The organism is Pseudomonas citronellolis (assembly GCF_900112375.1).
Taxonomy (GTDB): Bacteria; Pseudomonadota; Gammaproteobacteria; order Pseudomonadales; family Pseudomonadaceae; genus Pseudomonas; species Pseudomonas citronellolis.
Genome location: NZ_FOLS01000013.1, coordinates 101,783 through 118,058, shown reverse-complemented (window position 1 = coordinate 118,058; position 16,276 = coordinate 101,783). Strand labels below are relative to the sequence as shown.

The following is a 16,276-nucleotide window of genomic DNA, read 5'->3' as shown; positions in this document are numbered from 1 at the left end:
CGCGACTACCGTGCGGCAAGGGTGGAAAGGGCGGAATCGAACCACTGCTGGACACCGTGCATGGTGGCGGCGGAGGTATCGAGAACCGGCTGCGGGTAGATGCCGAGGATGATCAGCAGGACCGCCAGGCCCAGGACCATGCTCAGCTCGCGGGCGTTCAGGCCGGCGATCGGCGAGTCCGCCTTCGCCGGGCCGAAGTAGGCGCGGTGGATCATGATCAGCGAGTAGATCGAGGCGAACACCAGGCCGAAGGTGGCGATGACGATGACCACCGGCACGGTCTTGAAGGCGCCCAGCAGGATCAGGAACTCGCCGACGAAGTTGCCGGTGCCCGGCAGGCCCAGGGACGCGGTCGCGAAGAACAGGGCCACGGCCGGCAGGTAGGGGATACGCGACCACAGGCCGCCCATCTTGCGCATGTCACGGGTGTGCAGGCGCTCGTAGAGCTGGCCGCAGAGGATGAAGAGCGCGGCGGCGGACAGGCCGTGGGCGATCATCTGGATCACCACGCCCTGCAGCGCCTGCGGGCTGCCGGAGTAGATTCCGATCATCACGAAGCCCATGTGCGACACGCTGGAGAAGGCCACCAGGCGCTTGATGTCGGTCTGCGCAAAGGACAGCAGGGCGCCGTAGAAGATGCCGATCAGGCCCAGGGTCATGGCGATGGGCGCGAACTCCGCCGAGGCGTTGGGGAACAGCGGCAGGGCGAAGCGGATCAGGCCGTAGGCGGCGGTCTTCAGCAGGATGCCGGCCAGGTCCACGGAACCGGCGGTCGGCGCCTGGGCGTGGGCGTCCGGCAGCCAGGAGTGCACCGGCACCACCGGCATCTTCACCGCGAAGGCGACGAAGAAGCCGAGCATCAGCAGCCACTCGACGTGCTCGCTCATCTGCGTCTTCAGCAGGTCGGCGTAGTTGAAGGTCAGCACGCCGGTGCTGTTGTAGTGCACGAACACCAGGCCGAGGATCGCCACCAGCATCACCAGGCCGCTGGCCTGGGTGAAGATGAAGAATTTGGTGGCGGCGTAGATGCGCGTCTTCTTGCCGTCGTCCGAGCTATGGCCCCAGAGCGCGATGAGGAAGTACATCGGCACCAGCATCATTTCCCAGAAGAAGAAGAACAGGAACAGGTCGACGGCGAGGAACACGCCGATCACGCCACCGAGGATCCACAGCAGGTTCAGGTGGAAGAAGCCGATGCGGCGCTGGATCTCGTTCCACGAGCAGAGCACGGACAGCACGCCGAGCAGGCCGGTGAGGGCGACCATCAGCAGCGACAGGCCGTCGATGGCCAGGTGCACGCTGATGCCGAAACGCTCGATCCATTGCAGCTTGAACTCGGCGGTCCACTGCGGCTCGCCACCCGGCGCGGGCGCCAGGTGGAAGTTGCCGGTGTGCCACAGCCACAGGCTCAGGGCCAGGGTCAGGGTCATGGAACCCAGCGCGACCCAGCGGGGCAGGGTCTTGCTGGTGTACTCGGCGATCCAGCAGAGGAAGCCGCCGATGAAGGGGATCAGGATTAGCCAGGGCAGAATCATGACGGGCTCGATCTCTTTCGTGAATGCGTTAGGCCAGTAGCAGCGCGAGCAGCAGCACCGCGCCGCCGACCAGGGAAGCGGCGTACCAGCGCAGGCGGCCGTTCTCGGTCAGGCTCAGAAGGGTGTGCCCACCGCGGGCGGACAGCGGCACCAGGACCAGGGTCTGGTCGATGGGGTCGCGGCCGAGCAGGCGGCAGAGCAGCAGGTAGGGTTTCACGAACAGCTTGTCGTACAGCCAGTCGAAGCCCCAGGCGTGGTACCACCAGGTGCCGAAGAAGCGGCCCGGCGCGCTCTTGGCCAGGGCGCTGACGAAGCGGCGCTTGCCGAGGAACAGCAGGCCGGCCAGCAGGATACCGGCCAGGGCGATGGCGCCCGAGGCGATTTCCAGGCTGTGCTGGGCTTCGCCGCCGGCATGGCCGACGCTTTCCGGCAGCACGCCGTGCAGCGGCGGGGTGATCAGCGCGCCGATGAAGGTCGACAGCACGATCAGCACCGACAGCGGTAGCCAGTGGCTGATGCCATGGCCGGCGTGGGCCTCGGTCTTCTGCTCGCCGTGGAAGGCGATGAAGATCAGGCGGAAGGTGTAGATCGAGGTCAGGAAGGCACCCACCAGGCCGGCGATCAGCAGGTTCTGGTGACCGCTGGCGAAGGCTTCCCAGAGGATCTCGTCCTTGGAGTAGAAGCCGGCGGTGACCAGCGGCAGGGCGGCCAGGGCCGAACCACCGACGATGAAGCTGGCGTAGGCCAGCGGCAGCTTCTTCCACAGGCCGCCCATCTTGAAGATGTTCTGCTCGTGGTGGCAGGCGACGATCACCGCACCGGAGGCGAGGAACAGCAGGGCCTTGAAGAAGGCGTGGGTCATCAGGTGGAAGATCGCCGCGTCCCAGGCGCCGACGCCCAGGGCCAGGAACATGTAGCCGATCTGGCTCATGGTCGAGTAGGCGAGGATGCGCTTGATGTCGGTCTGCACCAGGGCGGCGAAGCCGGCCAGGACCAGGGTGACCGCGCCGACCACGCCGACCAGTTCCAGCACGTTCGGCGCCAGGGTGAAGATGCCGTGGCAGCGGGCGATCAGGTAGACGCCCGCGGTGACCATGGTCGCCGCGTGGATCAGTGCGGAAACCGGGGTCGGGCCGGCCATCGCGTCCGCCAGCCAGGTCTGCAGCGGCAGCTGGGCCGACTTGCCGACCGCGCCGCCGAGCAGCGCCAGGGCCGCCAGGCTCACCCACAGGTCGCCCTGGGCGAAGTGCTGCGGGGCCAGCACCAACAGTTCCTGGATGTTCAGGGTGCCCAGCTGCTGGAACAGGATGAACAGGCCGAAGGCCATGAACACGTCGCCCACGCGGGTGACGATGAAGGCCTTGAGCGCCGCGTTGCCGTTCGGTACGTGGCTGTAGTAGAAGCCGATCAGCAGGTAGGAGCACAGGCCCACGCCTTCCCAGCCGAAGTACAGGAACAGCAGGTTGTCGCCCAGCACCAGGAACAGCATGCTGGCGATGAATAGGTTGGTGTAGGCGAAGAAGCGCGAGTAGCCGGCTTCACCGCGCATGTACCAGCTGGCGAACAGGTGGATCAGGAAGCCGACGCCGGTGACCACGCCGAGCATGGTGACCGACAGACCGTCCAGGTACAGGGCGAAGTTCGGCGCGAAGCCGTCGACGTTCATCCACTGCCACAGGACCAGGGTGTAGGCGCCGCCTTCCGGCGGGGCGCTGTGGAAGCTCCAGATCGCCCAGAAGGCGGACAGCGCGGCCAAGCCGACCGAGCCGACGCCGACCAGCGCGGAGAGATTTTCCGACCACTTGCCGCGGGAGAAAGACAGCAGCAGGAAGCCGACCAGGGGGAACAGGAAGGTGAGGGGCAGCAGGTTCATCCGCGCATCTCGCTGGCAGCGTCGACATCGAGGGTATGGAAGCGGCGATACAGTTGCAGCAGGATCGCCAGACCGATGCTCGCCTCGGCCGCGGCCAGGCTGAGCACCAGGATGAACATCACCTGGCCGTCGGGCTGCGCCCAGCGGCTGCCGGCGACCACGAAGGCCAGCGCGGCGGCGTTCATCATCACTTCCAGGCTCATGAGTACGAACAGGATGTTGCGCCGGACCATCAGGCCGGCCAGCCCGAGACAGAACAGCACGCCGGAGAGTGCCAGCCCGTGTTCCAGGGGGATTGCATTCATGGTGTTATTCCTTCGCGTCGTGGCGGCCGAGGTGGTAGGCGGCGACCAGTGCCGCCAGCAGCAGCATCGAGGCCAGTTCGACGACCAGCAGGTAAGGGCCGAACAGGGCGATGCCCACGGCCTTGGCGTCCACGGTGGTGTGGCCGATGCCGGCGCCGCTGGGGTTGCGCGACAGCACCAGCAGCAGCTCGACGAGCAGGACGGCGGAAAGCACGCCCGGGCCGATCCAGACCCCGGGCTTGAGCCACTTGCGCTCCTGCTCGGCGATCGCCGGGCCCAGGTTGAGCATCATCACCACGAAGACGAACAGCACCATGATCGCGCCGGCGTAGACGATGATCTCCAGGGCGCCGGCGAACGGGGCGCCGAGGCTGAAGAAGGTCATCGACACGGCGAGCAGCGAAACGATGAGGTAGAGCAGGGCATGCACCGGGTTGCTGTTGGTGATGACCCGCAGGGTTGCCAGCACGGCGACGCCGGCGGCGAAGTAGAAAGCGAATTCCACGCGACGTCTCCTTACGGCAGCAGGCTCTTGACGTTGATCGGTTCGGCCTCGTTCTGCGCGCTGCCCTTGGGCTTGCCGGCGATGGCCATGCCGGCGACGCGGTAGAAGTTGTAGTCCGGGTTCTTGCCGGGGCCGGAGATCAGCAGGTCTTCCTTCTCGTACACCAGGTCCTGGCGCTTGAACTCGCCCATCTCGAAATCCGGGGTCAGCTGGATCGCGGTGGTCGGGCAGGCTTCCTCGCACAGGCCGCAGAAGATGCAGCGGGAGAAGTTGATGCGGAAGAACTCGGGGTACCAGCGGCCGTCGTCGGCCTCGGCCTTCTGCAGCGAGATGCAGCCGACCGGGCAGGCCACGGCGCACAGGTTGCAGGCTACGCAGCGTTCCTCGCCGTCGGGGTCGCGGGTGAGGACGATGCGGCCGCGGTAGCGCGGCGGCAGGTAGACCTGCTCTTCCGGGTACTGCAGGGTGTCGCGCTTGCGGAAGGCATGGCCGAAGATCATCACCAGGCTGCGCAGCTGGGTGTAGGTGCCATGCACGATGTGCAGGATTTCTTTGATCATGGTGGTTCTCCTTACTGGGCCGCGGCCAGCACACAGGCGCCGGTCACCAGCAGGTTGATCAGGGTCAGCGGAAGGCAGAACTTCCAGCTGAAGGCCATCACCTGGTCATAGCGCGGACGCGGCAGCGAGGCGCGGATCAGGATGAACAGCATGATGAAGAAGCTGGTCTTCAGGGCGAACCAGATGAACGGGATCTGCGGCAGCAGGCCGAACGGGCCGTGCCAGCCACCGAAGAACAGCGTCACCAGCAGCGCCGAGATCAGCACGATGCCGATGTATTCGCCGACGAAGAACATGCCCCATTTCATCCCGGCGTACTCGATGTGGTAGCCGTCGGCCAGTTCCTGCTCAGCTTCGGGCTGGTCGAACGGGTGACGGTGGGTCACGGCGACGCCGGCGATGATGAAGGTGCAGAAGCCGAAGAACTGCGGAATGATGAACCACAGGTGCTGGGCCTGGTAGTCGACGATGTCGCGCATGTTGAACGAGCCGACCTGGGCGACGATGCCCATCAGCGACAGGGCCAGGAACACCTCGTAGGAGATGGTCTGGGCCGAGGCGCGCAGGCTGCCGAGCAGGGCGAACTTGTTGTTGCTCGACCAGCCGGCGAAGAGCACCGCGTACACGGTCAGGCCGGCCATGGCGAAGAAGAACAGGATGCCGATGTTCAGGTCCGCCACGCCCCAGCTGGGGCTGATCGGGATGATGACGAAGGCGATCAACAGCGCGCCCATGGCGATGACCGGGGCGAGGGTGAAGATCATCTTGTCGGCGAACGGCGGCGTCCAGTCTTCCTTGAAGAACATCTTGATCATGTCCGCGCCGAGCTGGAAGGCGCCGAACGGGCCGACCCGGTTGGGACCGTAGCGGTCCTGCCAGAGACCCAGCAGGCGCCGCTCGACCCAGCTCAGCAGCGCGCCGCAGACGACCACGGCGAGCAGGATGACGATGGCCTTGATGACCTCGATGATGATGTCGACGATGGCGGGTGTCAGCCAGCTCATGCTCATCAAGCTCATTGCGCAGCCTCCTGCAGACCTTCAGCGACACCGCCGAACACACCGGCGGGGATACCGGCCAGGCCGGCCGGCAGGGCGACCAGGCCCGCGCCCAGCTCTTCGCTGATACGCAGCGGCAGGCGCAGCTCGTGGCCCTTGACGCTCAGGCGCAGCAGCTTGCCTTCGGCCAGGCCCAGGCGCTCGGCTTCCTCGCGGCCCAGGGCCACGTAGGTTTCCGGGATGCGCTCCTGCACCGGCTTGGCGCGGGAGCTGTTCTCCTCGCTGCCGAACAGGTGATAGAAGGGCACCACCTTGAACTGGCTGGCCGGGGTGTGGAACGGCGCCGGTACGTCGCTGAACCACAGGGCCTCGCCCTTGGCCTCGATCAGGCGCACGCCCGGGTCGCCGGCGCGCAGGTGGCCGCCGACCTCGTCCTGGAACTTGTTCCAGGCCTGCGGCGAGTTCCAGCCCGGGGACCAGGCGAAGGGAATCTGCTGACGCGGCTCGGCGCTGCCGGAATAGCCTTCCATGGAGAAGGCGAAGGCGCTGTCGATGTCCTGCGGGGCGCGGGGCTCGCTGACGTTGATGTTGGCGCGCATGGCGGTGCGGCCGGAATAGCGGTGCGGTTCACGCGCCAGCTTCAGGCCCTTGATGCGGAACGCGGCGTTCGGCGCGGCGTCGCGGATGCCGGCCAGGTGCGGCTTGGCGGCGACCACGGCGTCGATCACGTGGTCCAGCTGCGTCCAGTCGACGCGCTTGCCCTCGAGGGTGCTGTGCAGGGCGTGCAGCCAGCGCCAGCCTTCGCGGACCAGGTTGTCGGCGTTGTAGTAGGTCGGGTCGAAGACCTGGAAGAAGCGCTGGGCGCGGCCTTCCTGGCTGACCAGGGTGCCGTCGCCTTCGGCGAAGCTGGCGGCCGGCAGGACGATGTGCGCCTTGGCGCTGGTCGCGGTGCTCTGGTGGTCGGCGACGATCACCAGCTTGGCGGCGGCCAGGGCGGCGTCGACCTGGGCGGCTTCGGCGCGGCGGTACAGGTCGTTCTCCAGCACCACCACGGCGTCGGCGGCGCCGGAGGTCAGTTGCTCCAGCGCGGCTTCGACGGATTCACCGCCGAACAGGGTGAGGCCCAGGCTGTTGGCTTCCGGCACCACCAGGCTCAGCGAGCCGTTCTTCTCGCGCTGCTTCAGCGCGCTGGCGATGTTCGCCGCGGCTTCGATCAGGGCGTTGCTGCGCAGCGATACGCCGGAGACCACCAGCGGGCGCTTGGCGGCGACCAGGGCGTCGGCGATGCGCTGGGCGAGGGCTTGCGCTTCCGGTTCCAGACCGGCCACGGCCGGGGCGCTCGGGTCGATCGCGTGGGCCACGGCGAAGCCCAGGCGGGCCAGGTCCTCGGGGGCGGCGTGCACGCACTCGGCGGCGACGTCGTCCAGGCGCGTCTCGGCCAGGCTGGCGATGAACAGCGGGTTCTTCTCGTGCTGGGCGATGGTCTTCACCGCGGCGTCGAGCCACGGCTGGATCTTCATCGCGGCGGCCATGTCCTCGCCCTTGCCCTTCACCGACTGGCGCAGGGCCAGGGCGATGCGGGCGGCGGTCTGGGTGAGGTCTTCGCCGAGCACGAAGACCGCGTCATGGTCTTCCATGTCGCGGATGGTGGGGGAGGGCAGCGGGCCTTCCTGCATCACCTTGAGCACCAGGCGCAGGCGCTGCAGCTCGTCGGCGGCGATGCCGCTGTAGAAGTTGCCGGCGCCGACCAGTTCGGACAGCGCGTAGTTGCTTTCCAGGCTGGCGCGCGGCGAACCGATGCCGATCACCTTGCGGCCCTTGAGCAGAGCTGCGGCCTGGTCAAGGGCGCCGTCCAGGCTCAGCTTCTGTTTGCTGAGCATCAGCATCGGCTGGCGCGGACGGTCCTCGCGGTTGACGTAGCCGTAGCCGAAGCGGCCGCGGTCGCAGAGGAAGTAGTGGTTCACCGAGCCGTTGTAGCGGTTCTCGATGCGGCGGATCTCGCCGTAGCGCTCGCCGGGGCTGATGTTGCAGCCGCTGGAGCAGCCATGGCAGATGCTCGGGGCGAACTGCATGTCCCACTTGCGGTTGTAGCGCTCGGAGTGGGTCTTGTCGGTGAACACGCCGGTCGGGCAGACCTCGGTCAGGTTGCCGGAGAACTCGCTCTCCAGCACGCCGTCCTCGATGCGGCCGAAGTACACGTTGTCGTGCGCGCCATAGACGCCCAGATCGGTGCCGCCGGCGTAGTCCTTGTAGTAGCGCACGCAGCGGTAGCAGGCGATGCAGCGGTTCATCTCGTGGGCGATGAACGGGCCGAGCTCCTGGTTCTGGTGGGTGCGCTTGGTGAAGCGGTACCGGCGCTTGTTGTGGCCGGTCATCACCGTCATGTCCTGCAGGTGGCAGTGACCGCCTTCCTCGCACACCGGGCAGTCGTGCGGGTGGTTGGTCATCAGCCATTCGACGACGCTCTCGCGGAAGGCCTTGGCCTCTTCGTCCTCGATGGAGATCCAGGTGTTGTCGGTGGCGGGGGTCATGCAGGACATGACGAGACGACCACGCTTGTCGTTCTCGTCGGTGTACTGCTTGACCGCGCACTGCCGGCAGGCGCCGACGCTACCGAGCGCCGGGTGCCAGCAGAAGTAGGGGATGTCGAGTCCGAGGGACAGGCAGGCCTGCAACAGGTTGTCCGCCCCATCGACTTCTAACGTCTTGCCGTCTACGTGGATAGTGGCCATGGTTCAAGTTCTTCGTTGGCCCGTTGTCAGCGGGCTTGGCTAAGGGAAATCACGGCTCCGTCGGGCCGGCGGCATGCCGCGGCGCTACGACGGAACATCGCCGGGCCCGCGGGCCCGGCATCCAAAGCTTTACGCGCCGACGCGTTGCGGTTGCGGCGCGGCCTGAGCCTGGCGGGAGACGCCCGCTTCGAACTCGGGACGGAAATATTTCAAGGCACTGCCCAGCGGTTCGACGGCGCCCGGTGCGTGGGCGCAGAAGGTCTTGCCTGGGCCGAGGAAGTTGACCAACTGCTCGAGGGTCTCGAGGTCGCCGGGCTGGCCTTCGCCACGCTCCAGCGCGCGCAGGAGCTTCACGCTCCACGGCAGGCCGTCGCGGCACGGGGTGCACCAGCCGCACGACTCGCGGGCGAAGAACTCTTCCATGTTGCGCAGCAGCGAGACCATGTTGATGCTGTCGTCCACCGCCATGGCCAGGCCGGTGCCCATGCGGGTGCCGACCTTGGCGATGCCGCCGGCGTAGAACAGGGCGTCCATGTGCTCGGGGAGCAGGAAGCCGGTGCCGGCGCCGCCGGGCTGCCAGGCCTTGAGCTTGTAGCCCTCGCGCATGCCGCCGGCGTAGTCCTCGAAGACCTCGCGCACCGGGATGCCGAAGGGCAGTTCCCAGATGCCGGGGTTCTGCACCTTGCCGGAGAAGCCCATGAGCTTGGTGCCCATGTCTTCGCTGCCCGGGCGCGCCAGGCCCTTGTACCAGTCGACGCCGTTCTCGACGATCGCAGGCACGTTGCACAGGGTCTCGACGTTGTTGACGCAGGTCGGCTTGCCCCAGACGCCGACAGCGGCGGGGAAGGGCGGCTTGGAGCGCGGGTTGGCGCGGCGGCCTTCCAGCGAGTTGATCAGCGCGGTTTCTTCACCGCAGATGTAGCGGCCGGCGCCGGTGTGGACGAACAGCTCGAAGTCGAAGCCGCTGCCGAGGATGTTCTTGCCCAGCAGGCCGGCGGCCTTGGCTTCGTCGATGGCGCGGTTGAGGTTGCGCGCCGCGTCGACGTATTCGCCGCGCAGGAAGATGTAGCCGCGGTAGGCCTTCAGCGCCCGCGCGGAGATCAGCATGCCTTCCACCAGCAGGTGCGGCAGCTGCTCCATGAGCATGCGGTCCTTCCAGGTGTTGGGCTCCATCTCGTCCGCGTTGCACAGCAGGTAGCGGATGTCGAGGGATTCGTCCTTGGGCATCAGGCCCCACTTCACGCCGGTGGGGAAGCCCGCACCGCCGCGGCCCTTGAGGCCGGAGTCCTTGACGGTCTGGACGATGTCGTCGGCAGCCATTTCGGCCAGCGCCTTGCGCGCGGCGGCGTAGCCGTTCTTCGCCTGGTATTCCTCCAGCCAGACCGGGGCGCCGTCGTCACGCAGGCGCCAGGTCAGCGGGTGGGTTTCCGCGGCGCGCGCGGTGCGGTTGGGGGTGCCGTAGGAGGTGAGGAGCGTCATGCGTAGGCCTCCAGCAGTTTGGCGACCGCCGACGGCTCGAGATTGCCGTGGGTATCGTCGTCGATCATCAGCGCCGGGGCCTTGTCGCAGTTGCCCAGGCAGCACACCGGCAGCAGGGTGAAGCGGCCGTCGGCGGTGGTCTGGCCGAGGCCGATGCCCAGTTGCTTCTGGATCTCGCCGACCACCGACTCGTGGCCGCCGATGTAGCAGACCATGCTGTCGCACACGCGGATGATGTGGCGGCCGACCGGCTGGCGGAAGATCTGGCTATAGAAGGTGGCCACGCCTTCGACGTCGCTGTCGGGGATGCCGAGGATCTCGGCGATCGCCGGGATGGCGCCGTCCGGCACCCAGCCGCGCTCCTTCTGGACGATCTTCAGGGCTTCGATGGACGCCGCGCGGGAGTCCTCGTAGTGGTGCAGTTCGTGCTCGATGGCCGAGCGCTCGGTTTCGCTCAGGGCGAAACGGTCAGTCTGGATGATGGTGCTCATGATCAGCGGTCCACGTCAGCCATAACGAAGTCGATGCTGCCCAGATAGGCGATCAGGTCGGCGATCATGCTGCCGTTGATGACCGACGGAATCTGTTGCAGGTGCGCGAAGCTGGGCGTACGGATGCGCGTCCGGTAGCTCATGGTGCTGCCATCGCTCGTCAGGTAGTAGCTGTTGATACCCTTGGTCGCCTCGACCATCTGGAAGGCTTCGTTGGCCGGCATGACCGGGCCCCAGGAAACCTGCAGGAAGTGGGTGATCAGCGTCTCGATGTGCTGCAGCGTGCGCTCTTTGGGCGGCGGCGTGGTCAGCGGGTGGTCGGCCTTGTACGGGCCTTCGGGCATGTTCTTCAGGCACTGCTCGATGATGCGCAGGCTCTGGCGCATCTCGCCCATCTTCACCATGCAGCGGTCGTAGGCGTCGCCGTTGTGGGCCAGCGGCACTTCGAACTCGAAGTTCTCGTAGCCGGAGTAGGGGCGGGCCTTGCGCAGGTCGAAGTCGCAACCGGTGGCGCGCAGGCCGGCGCCGGTGGTGCCCCACTCCAGGGCTTCCTTGGTGTTGTACTGCGCCACGCCGATGGTCCGGCCGCGCAGGATGCTGTTCTGCAGCGCCGCCTTTTCATACTCGTCCAGGCGCTTGGGCATCCAGTCGAGGAATTCGCGGACCAGCTTGTCCCAGCCGCGCGGCAGGTCGTGGGCGACGCCGCCGATGCGGTACCAGGCCGGGTGCAGGCGGAAGCCGGTGATGGCCTCGACCACCTTGTAGGCGCGCTGGCGGTCGGTGAAGGTGAAGAACACCGGGGTCATGGCGCCCACGTCCTGGATGTAGGTGCCCAGGTACAGCAGGTGGTTCAGGATGCGGAAGAACTCCGACATCATGATGCGGATGACGTCGACGCGCTGCGGCACCTTGATGCCGGCGAGCTTCTCCACCGAGAGCACGTACGGCAGGTTGTTCATCACCCCGCCGAGGTAGTCGATGCGGTCGGTGTAGGGGATGAAGCTGTGCCAGGACTGGCGCTCGGCCATCTTCTCGGCGCCGCGGTGGTGGTAGCCGATCTCCGGCACGCAGTCGAGGATCTCCTCGCCGTCGAGCTGCAGGATGATGCGGAAGGCACCGTGGGCGGAGGGGTGGTTCGGGCCGAGGTTGAGGAACATGAAGTCCTCGTTCTCGCCGTGGCGCTTCATGCCCCAGTCCTCGGGCTTGAAGCGCAGGGCTTCCTGCTCCAGCTCCTGCTTGGCCACGGAGAGGGAGTAGGGATCGAACTCGGTGGCGCGCGCCGGGTAGTCCTTGCGCAGCGGGTGGCCCTGCCAGGTCGGCGGCATCAGCATGCGGGCCAGATGTGGGTGGCCGTTGAAGTGGATGCCGTACATGTCCCAGACCTCACGCTCGTACCAGTTGGCGTTCGGCCAGATACGGGTGGCGGTGGGCAGGTTGAGGTCGCCTTCGGACAAGGCCACCTTGATCATCACGTCGCTGTTACGCTCGAGCGACATCAGGTGGTAGAACACGCTGAAGTCGGCGCCCGGCAGGCCGCGACGGTGGGTGCGCAGGCGCTCGTCGACCCCGTGGAGGTCGTAGAGCATCACGTAGGGCTTGGGTACGTTGCGCAGGAAGGTGAGGACGTCGATCAGCTTCTCGCGGCTCACCCAGAGGACCGGCATGCCGGTGCGGGTGGCCTGGACGGTGAAGGTCTCGGCGCCAAAGCGGGAATTCAGTTCGACGACTATGTCTTGGTCGTCCGCCTTATAGGGCGGGATGTACAGAGCGGAGTCTGCGGTCATGGTCTCGGTCGCTATCGGTCAACGGTGGAGTGAAGTAAGGGCCTCTCGTGGAGGTCGGCTTCACACTTCGTCGGGGCTGCGCAGGTTGGTGACCGCAATGCGCTGTTCGCGCTTGAGGTCCTTCTGGGCAGGCATTTCGGCACGGTAGATGCCTTGATCGCCAACCACCCAGGACAACGGGCGACGCTCCTGGCCGATGGATTCCTGCAGCAGCATCAGGCCTTGCAGGAATGCCTCGGGGCGGGGCGGGCAGCCGGGGATGTAGACGTCCACGGGGAGGAACTTGTCGACCCCCTGGACCACCGAGTAGATGTCGTACATGCCGCCGGAATTGGCGCACGAGCCCATGGAGATCACCCACTTGGGTTCCAGCATCTGTTCGTACAGGCGCTGGATGACCGGGGCCATCTTGATGAAGCAGGTGCCAGCGATGACCATGAAGTCCGCCTGGCGCGGCGAGGCACGAATCACTTCGGCGCCGAAGCGGGCGATGTCGTGCGGCGCGGTGAACGCCGTGGTCATCTCCACGTAGCAGCAGGACAGGCCGAAGTTATAGGGCCACAGCGAGTTCTTGCGACCCCAGTTGACGGCGCCGTTGAGAACATCCTCGAGCTTGCCCATGAAGATGTTCTTGCTGACCTGCCCCTCTACTAGAGGGTCGTCTACCGTTTCGCGCTGGCCGATCGGGTACTGATCGTTGGCCGCATCGGGGTCGATCCGGGTAAGTTTGTATTGCATCGCCAAAGCCTCATTGTTTTAGCTTCGCCTGCCGCTCGCGACGTGCCGCCGGCGCCCAATCGAGCGCGCCGACCCGCCAGAGGTAGACAAGACCTGCCAACAGAATTGCAATGAAAATGGTGGCCTCGACCAGACCGGCCCAACCGCTTTCACGGACGGACACGGACCAGGCGAAGAGGAAGAGGGCTTCGACGTCGAAGATCACGAAGAGCATCGCGACCAGATAGAATTTTGCCGACAGGCGCAGGCGTGCGCTGCCGGTGGGAACGATGCCGGATTCGAAGGGCTCGTTCTTGCTGCGACCAAATGCCTTGCTGCCCAGCAGCGAGGAAACCCCTAGCATGAAGGCCAGCAGGCCGACCACGCCTAGAAGGAAGGCGGCGAGTCCCCAGTGTTGAGCTGCAAGTTCAGCTGGGTTGGGCATGCCGATACTCCTTCCTACAAAAATTAGCGGTGGTCTTGGATTCCGGGCCTTCGCCCGGCTGCATGAACCTCGGGCTCAAGATAGCGAGCTAAGGGTTCCAGTGATCTTTCCAATTTTATGCCCAAAGCCTCGGGCAAGTAAATTTTTCTAACACAAACAGATGCTTCCAAATCGGGCAAAAGGCTTTTGCATTTTTGTCCGGGCCCCGGCTGCAGGCCGCTCTACGCCTGGGCTGGCGCGGATCAGGCTTTGGTCGAATGGCACTTTTACGGATATGAAGAAAGTGTTTCTAGCGCTCTTTAAATGATAAATATTATCATTCGTGGTGTCGTTTATCCGTAACTTTACTACATATAGGCGTCGTACTTTTTATTGTCGGCCGTTTTAAGGGTTTATGGGCGTCAATTGGCGTCGGGAATTTCCCAATGAGCTGTTTTGGGGGCGTTGGGGTGTGCGTCGGAGGCCGCTGCGTAGGGCGGATAACGGTTCCAGGGAGGTGTGAGCGTCGGCATAGGCCGGCCTGCCGGCCGGATCGCGGATGAATCCGCTCCTACAGGTGGGTGTCAGCCCGGAGCGCAGCGCCTCCCGGAGAACTGTAGGAGCGGGCCCTGCCCGCGATTCGCGCGCAGGGCGCGCTTCTACATGGAATGACGTGGGTGGGGCAGTGTAGGAGCGGATCTTATCCGCGAATCGCGCGGGAACCTCCGGATATCGCGGACAAGGTCCGCAGGCTTCTCGTAGGAGCGAGCTTGCTCGCGAACAAACTCCGCTGCGGGGCTCATTCGCGAGCAAGCTCGCTCCTACGAAGAGCATCTCGGCGTAGCCGGCAAGCCAGTTGTTCACTCCGCGTACTCGCAGAAGAGCCCCCTCTCCCGCAAGCGGGAGAGGGGGCCGTTCGGAGTGGGCGGATAGTTCGGCGTCAGTCGGCGAGTTCGTAGGGCGGATAACCGCCCGCGGTTATCCGCCGCATCTCGGCGCCGGACATGAAAAAACGCCGTTTCCCAAGGGAAACGGCGTTTTCATTGGCGCTACACCTTTGCGGCTGGGCCGCTTCCCGGCCCCGAGGGGGCGGGCGAACCGGTTCTTAGTGGAACTGGTTCATGGTGTTGTCTTTGCCCGAGGCCTTCAGCGCGGCTTCGCCGGCGAAGTACTCTTTGTGGTTGTCGCCGATGTCCGAGCCAGCCATGTTCTGGTGCTTGACGCAGGCGATGCCCTGACGCAGTTCCTGACGCTGAACACCTTTCACGTAGGCCAGCATGCCCTGGTCGGCGAAGTAGCCCTTGGCCAGGTTGTCGGTCGACAGTGCGGCGGTGTGGTAGGTCGGCAGGGTGATCAGGTGGTGGAAGATGCCGGCGTGGGCCGAGCCGTCGCGCTGGAAGGTGCGGATCTTCTCGTCGGCAACCTGGGCCAGCTCGGTCTCGTCGTACTCGACACTCATCAGCTTGGCGCGGTCGTAGGCGGAAACGTCCTTGCCTTCGGCGACGAACGCATCGAACACCTGCTGGCGGAAGTTCAGGGTCCAGTTGAACGACGGGCTGTTGTTGTAGACCAGCTTGGCGTTCGGGATGACTTCGCGGATGCGGTCAACCATGCCCTTGATCTGACCAACGTGCGGCTTCTCGGTTTCGATCCACAGCAGGTCGGCGCCGTTCTGCAGCGAGGTGATGCAGTCCAGGACGCAGCGGTCTTCGCCGGTGCCCTTGCGGAACTGGAACAGGTTGGAGGGCAGGCGCTTGGGACGCAGCAGCTTGCCGCCGCGGTTGATCACCACGTCGCCGTTCTGCAGGTCGGCCGCGCTGATCTCGTCGCAGTCCAGGAAGGAGTTGTACTGGTCGCCCAGGTCGCCCGGTTGCTTGGTCACGGCGATCTGCTTGGTCAGGCCGGCGCCCAGGGAGTCGGTACGGGCGACGATCACGCCATCGTCAACGCCCAGCTCGAGGAAGGCGTAGCGAACGGCGTTGATCTTGGCGAGGAAGTCTTCGTGCGGAACGGTCACTTTGCCGTCCTGGTGGCCGCACTGCTTCTCGTCGGAAACCTGGTTCTCGATCTGGATGCAGCAGGCACCGGCTTCGATCATCTTCTTGGCCAGCAGGTAGGTGGCTTCAGGGTTGCCGAAGCCGGCGTCGATGTCGGCGATGATCGGTACGACGTGGGTTTCGTAGCCGTCGATCTGGGCCTGGATCTCGTCCTGCTTGACCTTGTCGCCGGCTTCGCGGGCGGCGTCCAGGGCGGTGAACAGCAGGTCCAGTTCGCGGGCGTCAGCCTGGCGCAGGAAGGTGTACAGCTCTTCGATCAGGCCGGAAACCGCGGTCTTCTCGTGCATGGACTGGTCGGGCAGCGGGCCGAAGTCCGAGCGCAGCGCGGCGACCATCCAGCCGGACAGGTAGAGGTAGCGCTTGTTGGTGGTCTTCAGGTGCTTCTTGATGGAGATCAGTTTCTGTTGACCGATGAAGCCGTGCCAGCAGCCCAGGGACTGGGTGTAGACGGAGGAGTCGGCGTCGTATTCGGCCATGTCCTTGCGCATGATGGCCGCGGTGTACTTGGCGATATCCAGGCCAGTCTTGAAGCGGTTCTGGGCGCGCATACGGGCGACGGACTCGGGGTTGATAGCGCTCCAGCTGCTGCCGAACTTCTCTTTCAGGGCGGCAACGGCCTTGATGTCGTTCTGATATGCGGACATGGTCAACAATCCTTCAAAAAATGTGTTGGTTGAGCACCGACTTCCCACGCAGGACCCGTGGGATCGCTCGCCGCAGATGGCGAAATGACGACTGGAAGGATTGACGCAGAGGGGGAGGGGGTGGCGCGGGCGAACAGGTAGATGATCGCAGCGATGGCATTCGGGATCGCTT

Annotated in this window: 13 protein-coding genes; all 13 read right to left on the bottom strand. The window is 65.4% G+C overall.

Going from position 1 to position 16,276, the window contains the following annotated elements; translation table 11 throughout:
* Positions 1–5 precede the first annotated feature (5 nt).
* The 13 genes from nuoM to BM060_RS14280 all read right to left on the bottom strand — a co-directional run bounded on the left by nuoM (position 6) and on the right by BM060_RS14280 (position 16,104).
* Positions 6–1,535: an NADH-quinone oxidoreductase subunit M gene (gene nuoM / locus BM060_RS14340; RefSeq protein WP_074980675.1), complete on the bottom strand. Its 1,530-nt coding sequence runs from the start codon at positions 1,533–1,535 to the stop codon at positions 6–8.
* Positions 1,536–1,563: 28 nt separating this feature from the next.
* Positions 1,564–3,408, bottom strand: a complete 1,845-nt coding sequence (gene nuoL / locus BM060_RS14335; protein ID WP_058490160.1) for an NADH-quinone oxidoreductase subunit L — start codon at positions 3,406–3,408, stop codon at positions 1,564–1,566.
* On the bottom strand, positions 3,405–3,713 hold the full coding sequence (gene nuoK, locus BM060_RS14330) for an NADH-quinone oxidoreductase subunit NuoK (RefSeq protein ID WP_009623272.1): 309 nt from the start codon (positions 3,711–3,713) through the stop codon (positions 3,405–3,407). The genes nuoL and nuoK overlap by 4 nt, the downstream gene beginning before the upstream one ends.
* 4 nt (positions 3,714–3,717) lie before the next feature.
* Positions 3,718–4,218: an NADH-quinone oxidoreductase subunit J gene (gene nuoJ / locus BM060_RS14325; RefSeq protein WP_043318272.1), complete on the bottom strand. Its 501-nt coding sequence runs from the start codon at positions 4,216–4,218 to the stop codon at positions 3,718–3,720.
* An 11-nt stretch (positions 4,219–4,229) separates the two neighbouring features.
* Positions 4,230–4,778 (bottom strand): NADH-quinone oxidoreductase subunit NuoI, encoded by a 549-nt coding sequence (gene nuoI, locus BM060_RS14320; RefSeq protein ID WP_074980674.1) that lies wholly within the window; start codon positions 4,776–4,778, stop codon positions 4,230–4,232.
* An 11-nt stretch (positions 4,779–4,789) separates the two neighbouring features.
* Positions 4,790–5,782 carry an NADH-quinone oxidoreductase subunit NuoH gene (nuoH, locus tag BM060_RS14315; RefSeq protein WP_074980715.1) on the bottom strand — a complete coding sequence of 331 codons (993 nt, stop codon included), beginning with the start codon at positions 5,780–5,782 and terminating at the stop codon, positions 4,790–4,792.
* 11 nt (positions 5,783–5,793) lie between these two features.
* Positions 5,794–8,508 (bottom strand): NADH-quinone oxidoreductase subunit NuoG, encoded by a 2,715-nt coding sequence (gene nuoG, locus BM060_RS14310; protein WP_074980673.1) that lies wholly within the window; start codon positions 8,506–8,508, stop codon positions 5,794–5,796.
* Positions 8,509–8,637: 129 nt separating this feature from the next.
* On the bottom strand, positions 8,638–9,987 hold the full coding sequence (nuoF, locus tag BM060_RS14305; RefSeq protein WP_043318276.1) for an NADH-quinone oxidoreductase subunit NuoF: 1,350 nt from the start codon (positions 9,985–9,987) through the stop codon (positions 8,638–8,640).
* Positions 9,984–10,478, bottom strand: coding sequence for an NADH-quinone oxidoreductase subunit NuoE (nuoE, locus tag BM060_RS14300; protein ID WP_116424017.1), 495 nt, complete (start codon positions 10,476–10,478; stop codon positions 9,984–9,986). Before nuoE ends, nuoF begins: the two co-directional genes overlap by 4 nt.
* A 2-nt stretch (positions 10,479–10,480) precedes the next feature.
* Positions 10,481–12,262, bottom strand: coding sequence for an NADH-quinone oxidoreductase subunit C/D (gene nuoC, locus BM060_RS14295; RefSeq protein WP_074980671.1), 1,782 nt, complete (start codon positions 12,260–12,262; stop codon positions 10,481–10,483).
* 60 nt (positions 12,263–12,322) lie between these two features.
* Entirely contained in the window at positions 12,323–13,000 is a 678-nt protein-coding gene (locus BM060_RS14290) for a NuoB/complex I 20 kDa subunit family protein (RefSeq protein WP_009623256.1), read from the bottom strand.
* Positions 13,001–13,010: 10 nt separating this feature from the next.
* A complete protein-coding gene (locus tag BM060_RS14285) occupies positions 13,011–13,424 on the bottom strand; it encodes an NADH-quinone oxidoreductase subunit A (RefSeq protein ID WP_009623254.1) in 414 nt (137 codons plus the stop codon).
* A gap of 1,084 nt (positions 13,425–14,508) precedes the next feature.
* Positions 14,509–16,104 (bottom strand): isocitrate lyase, encoded by a 1,596-nt coding sequence (locus BM060_RS14280; protein ID WP_074980670.1) that lies wholly within the window; start codon positions 16,102–16,104, stop codon positions 14,509–14,511.
* Positions 16,105–16,276 lie beyond the last annotated feature (172 nt).

Bases quoted from the DNA above. Each gene is read 5' to 3' on its own strand.
- nuoG (WP_074980673.1), bottom strand. From the start codon at position 8,508: ATGGCCACTATCCACGTAGACGGCAAGACGTTAGAAGTCGATGGGGCG.
- nuoH (WP_074980715.1), bottom strand. From the start codon at position 5,782: ATGAGCTGGCTGACACCCGCCATCGTCGACATCATCATCGAGGTCATC.
- nuoM (WP_074980675.1), bottom strand. From the start codon at position 1,535: ATGATTCTGCCCTGGCTAATCCTGATCCCCTTCATCGGCGGCTTCCTC.
- nuoF (WP_043318276.1), bottom strand. From the start codon at position 9,987: ATGACGCTCCTCACCTCCTACGGCACCCCCAACCGCACCGCGCGCGCC.
- BM060_RS14290 (WP_009623256.1), bottom strand. From the start codon at position 13,000: ATGCAATACAAACTTACCCGGATCGACCCCGATGCGGCCAACGATCAG.
- nuoC (WP_074980671.1), bottom strand. From the start codon at position 12,262: ATGACCGCAGACTCCGCTCTGTACATCCCGCCCTATAAGGCGGACGAC.
- nuoE (WP_116424017.1), bottom strand. From the start codon at position 10,478: ATGAGCACCATCATCCAGACTGACCGTTTCGCCCTGAGCGAAACCGAG.
- BM060_RS14280 (WP_074980670.1), bottom strand. From the start codon at position 16,104: ATGTCCGCATATCAGAACGACATCAAGGCCGTTGCCGCCCTGAAAGAG.
- nuoL (WP_058490160.1), bottom strand. From the start codon at position 3,408: ATGAACCTGCTGCCCCTCACCTTCCTGTTCCCCCTGGTCGGCTTCCTG.
- nuoK (WP_009623272.1), bottom strand. From the start codon at position 3,713: ATGAATGCAATCCCCCTGGAACACGGGCTGGCACTCTCCGGCGTGCTG.
- nuoI (WP_074980674.1), bottom strand. From the start codon at position 4,778: ATGATCAAAGAAATCCTGCACATCGTGCATGGCACCTACACCCAGCTG.
- BM060_RS14285 (WP_009623254.1), bottom strand. From the start codon at position 13,424: ATGCCCAACCCAGCTGAACTTGCAGCTCAACACTGGGGACTCGCCGCC.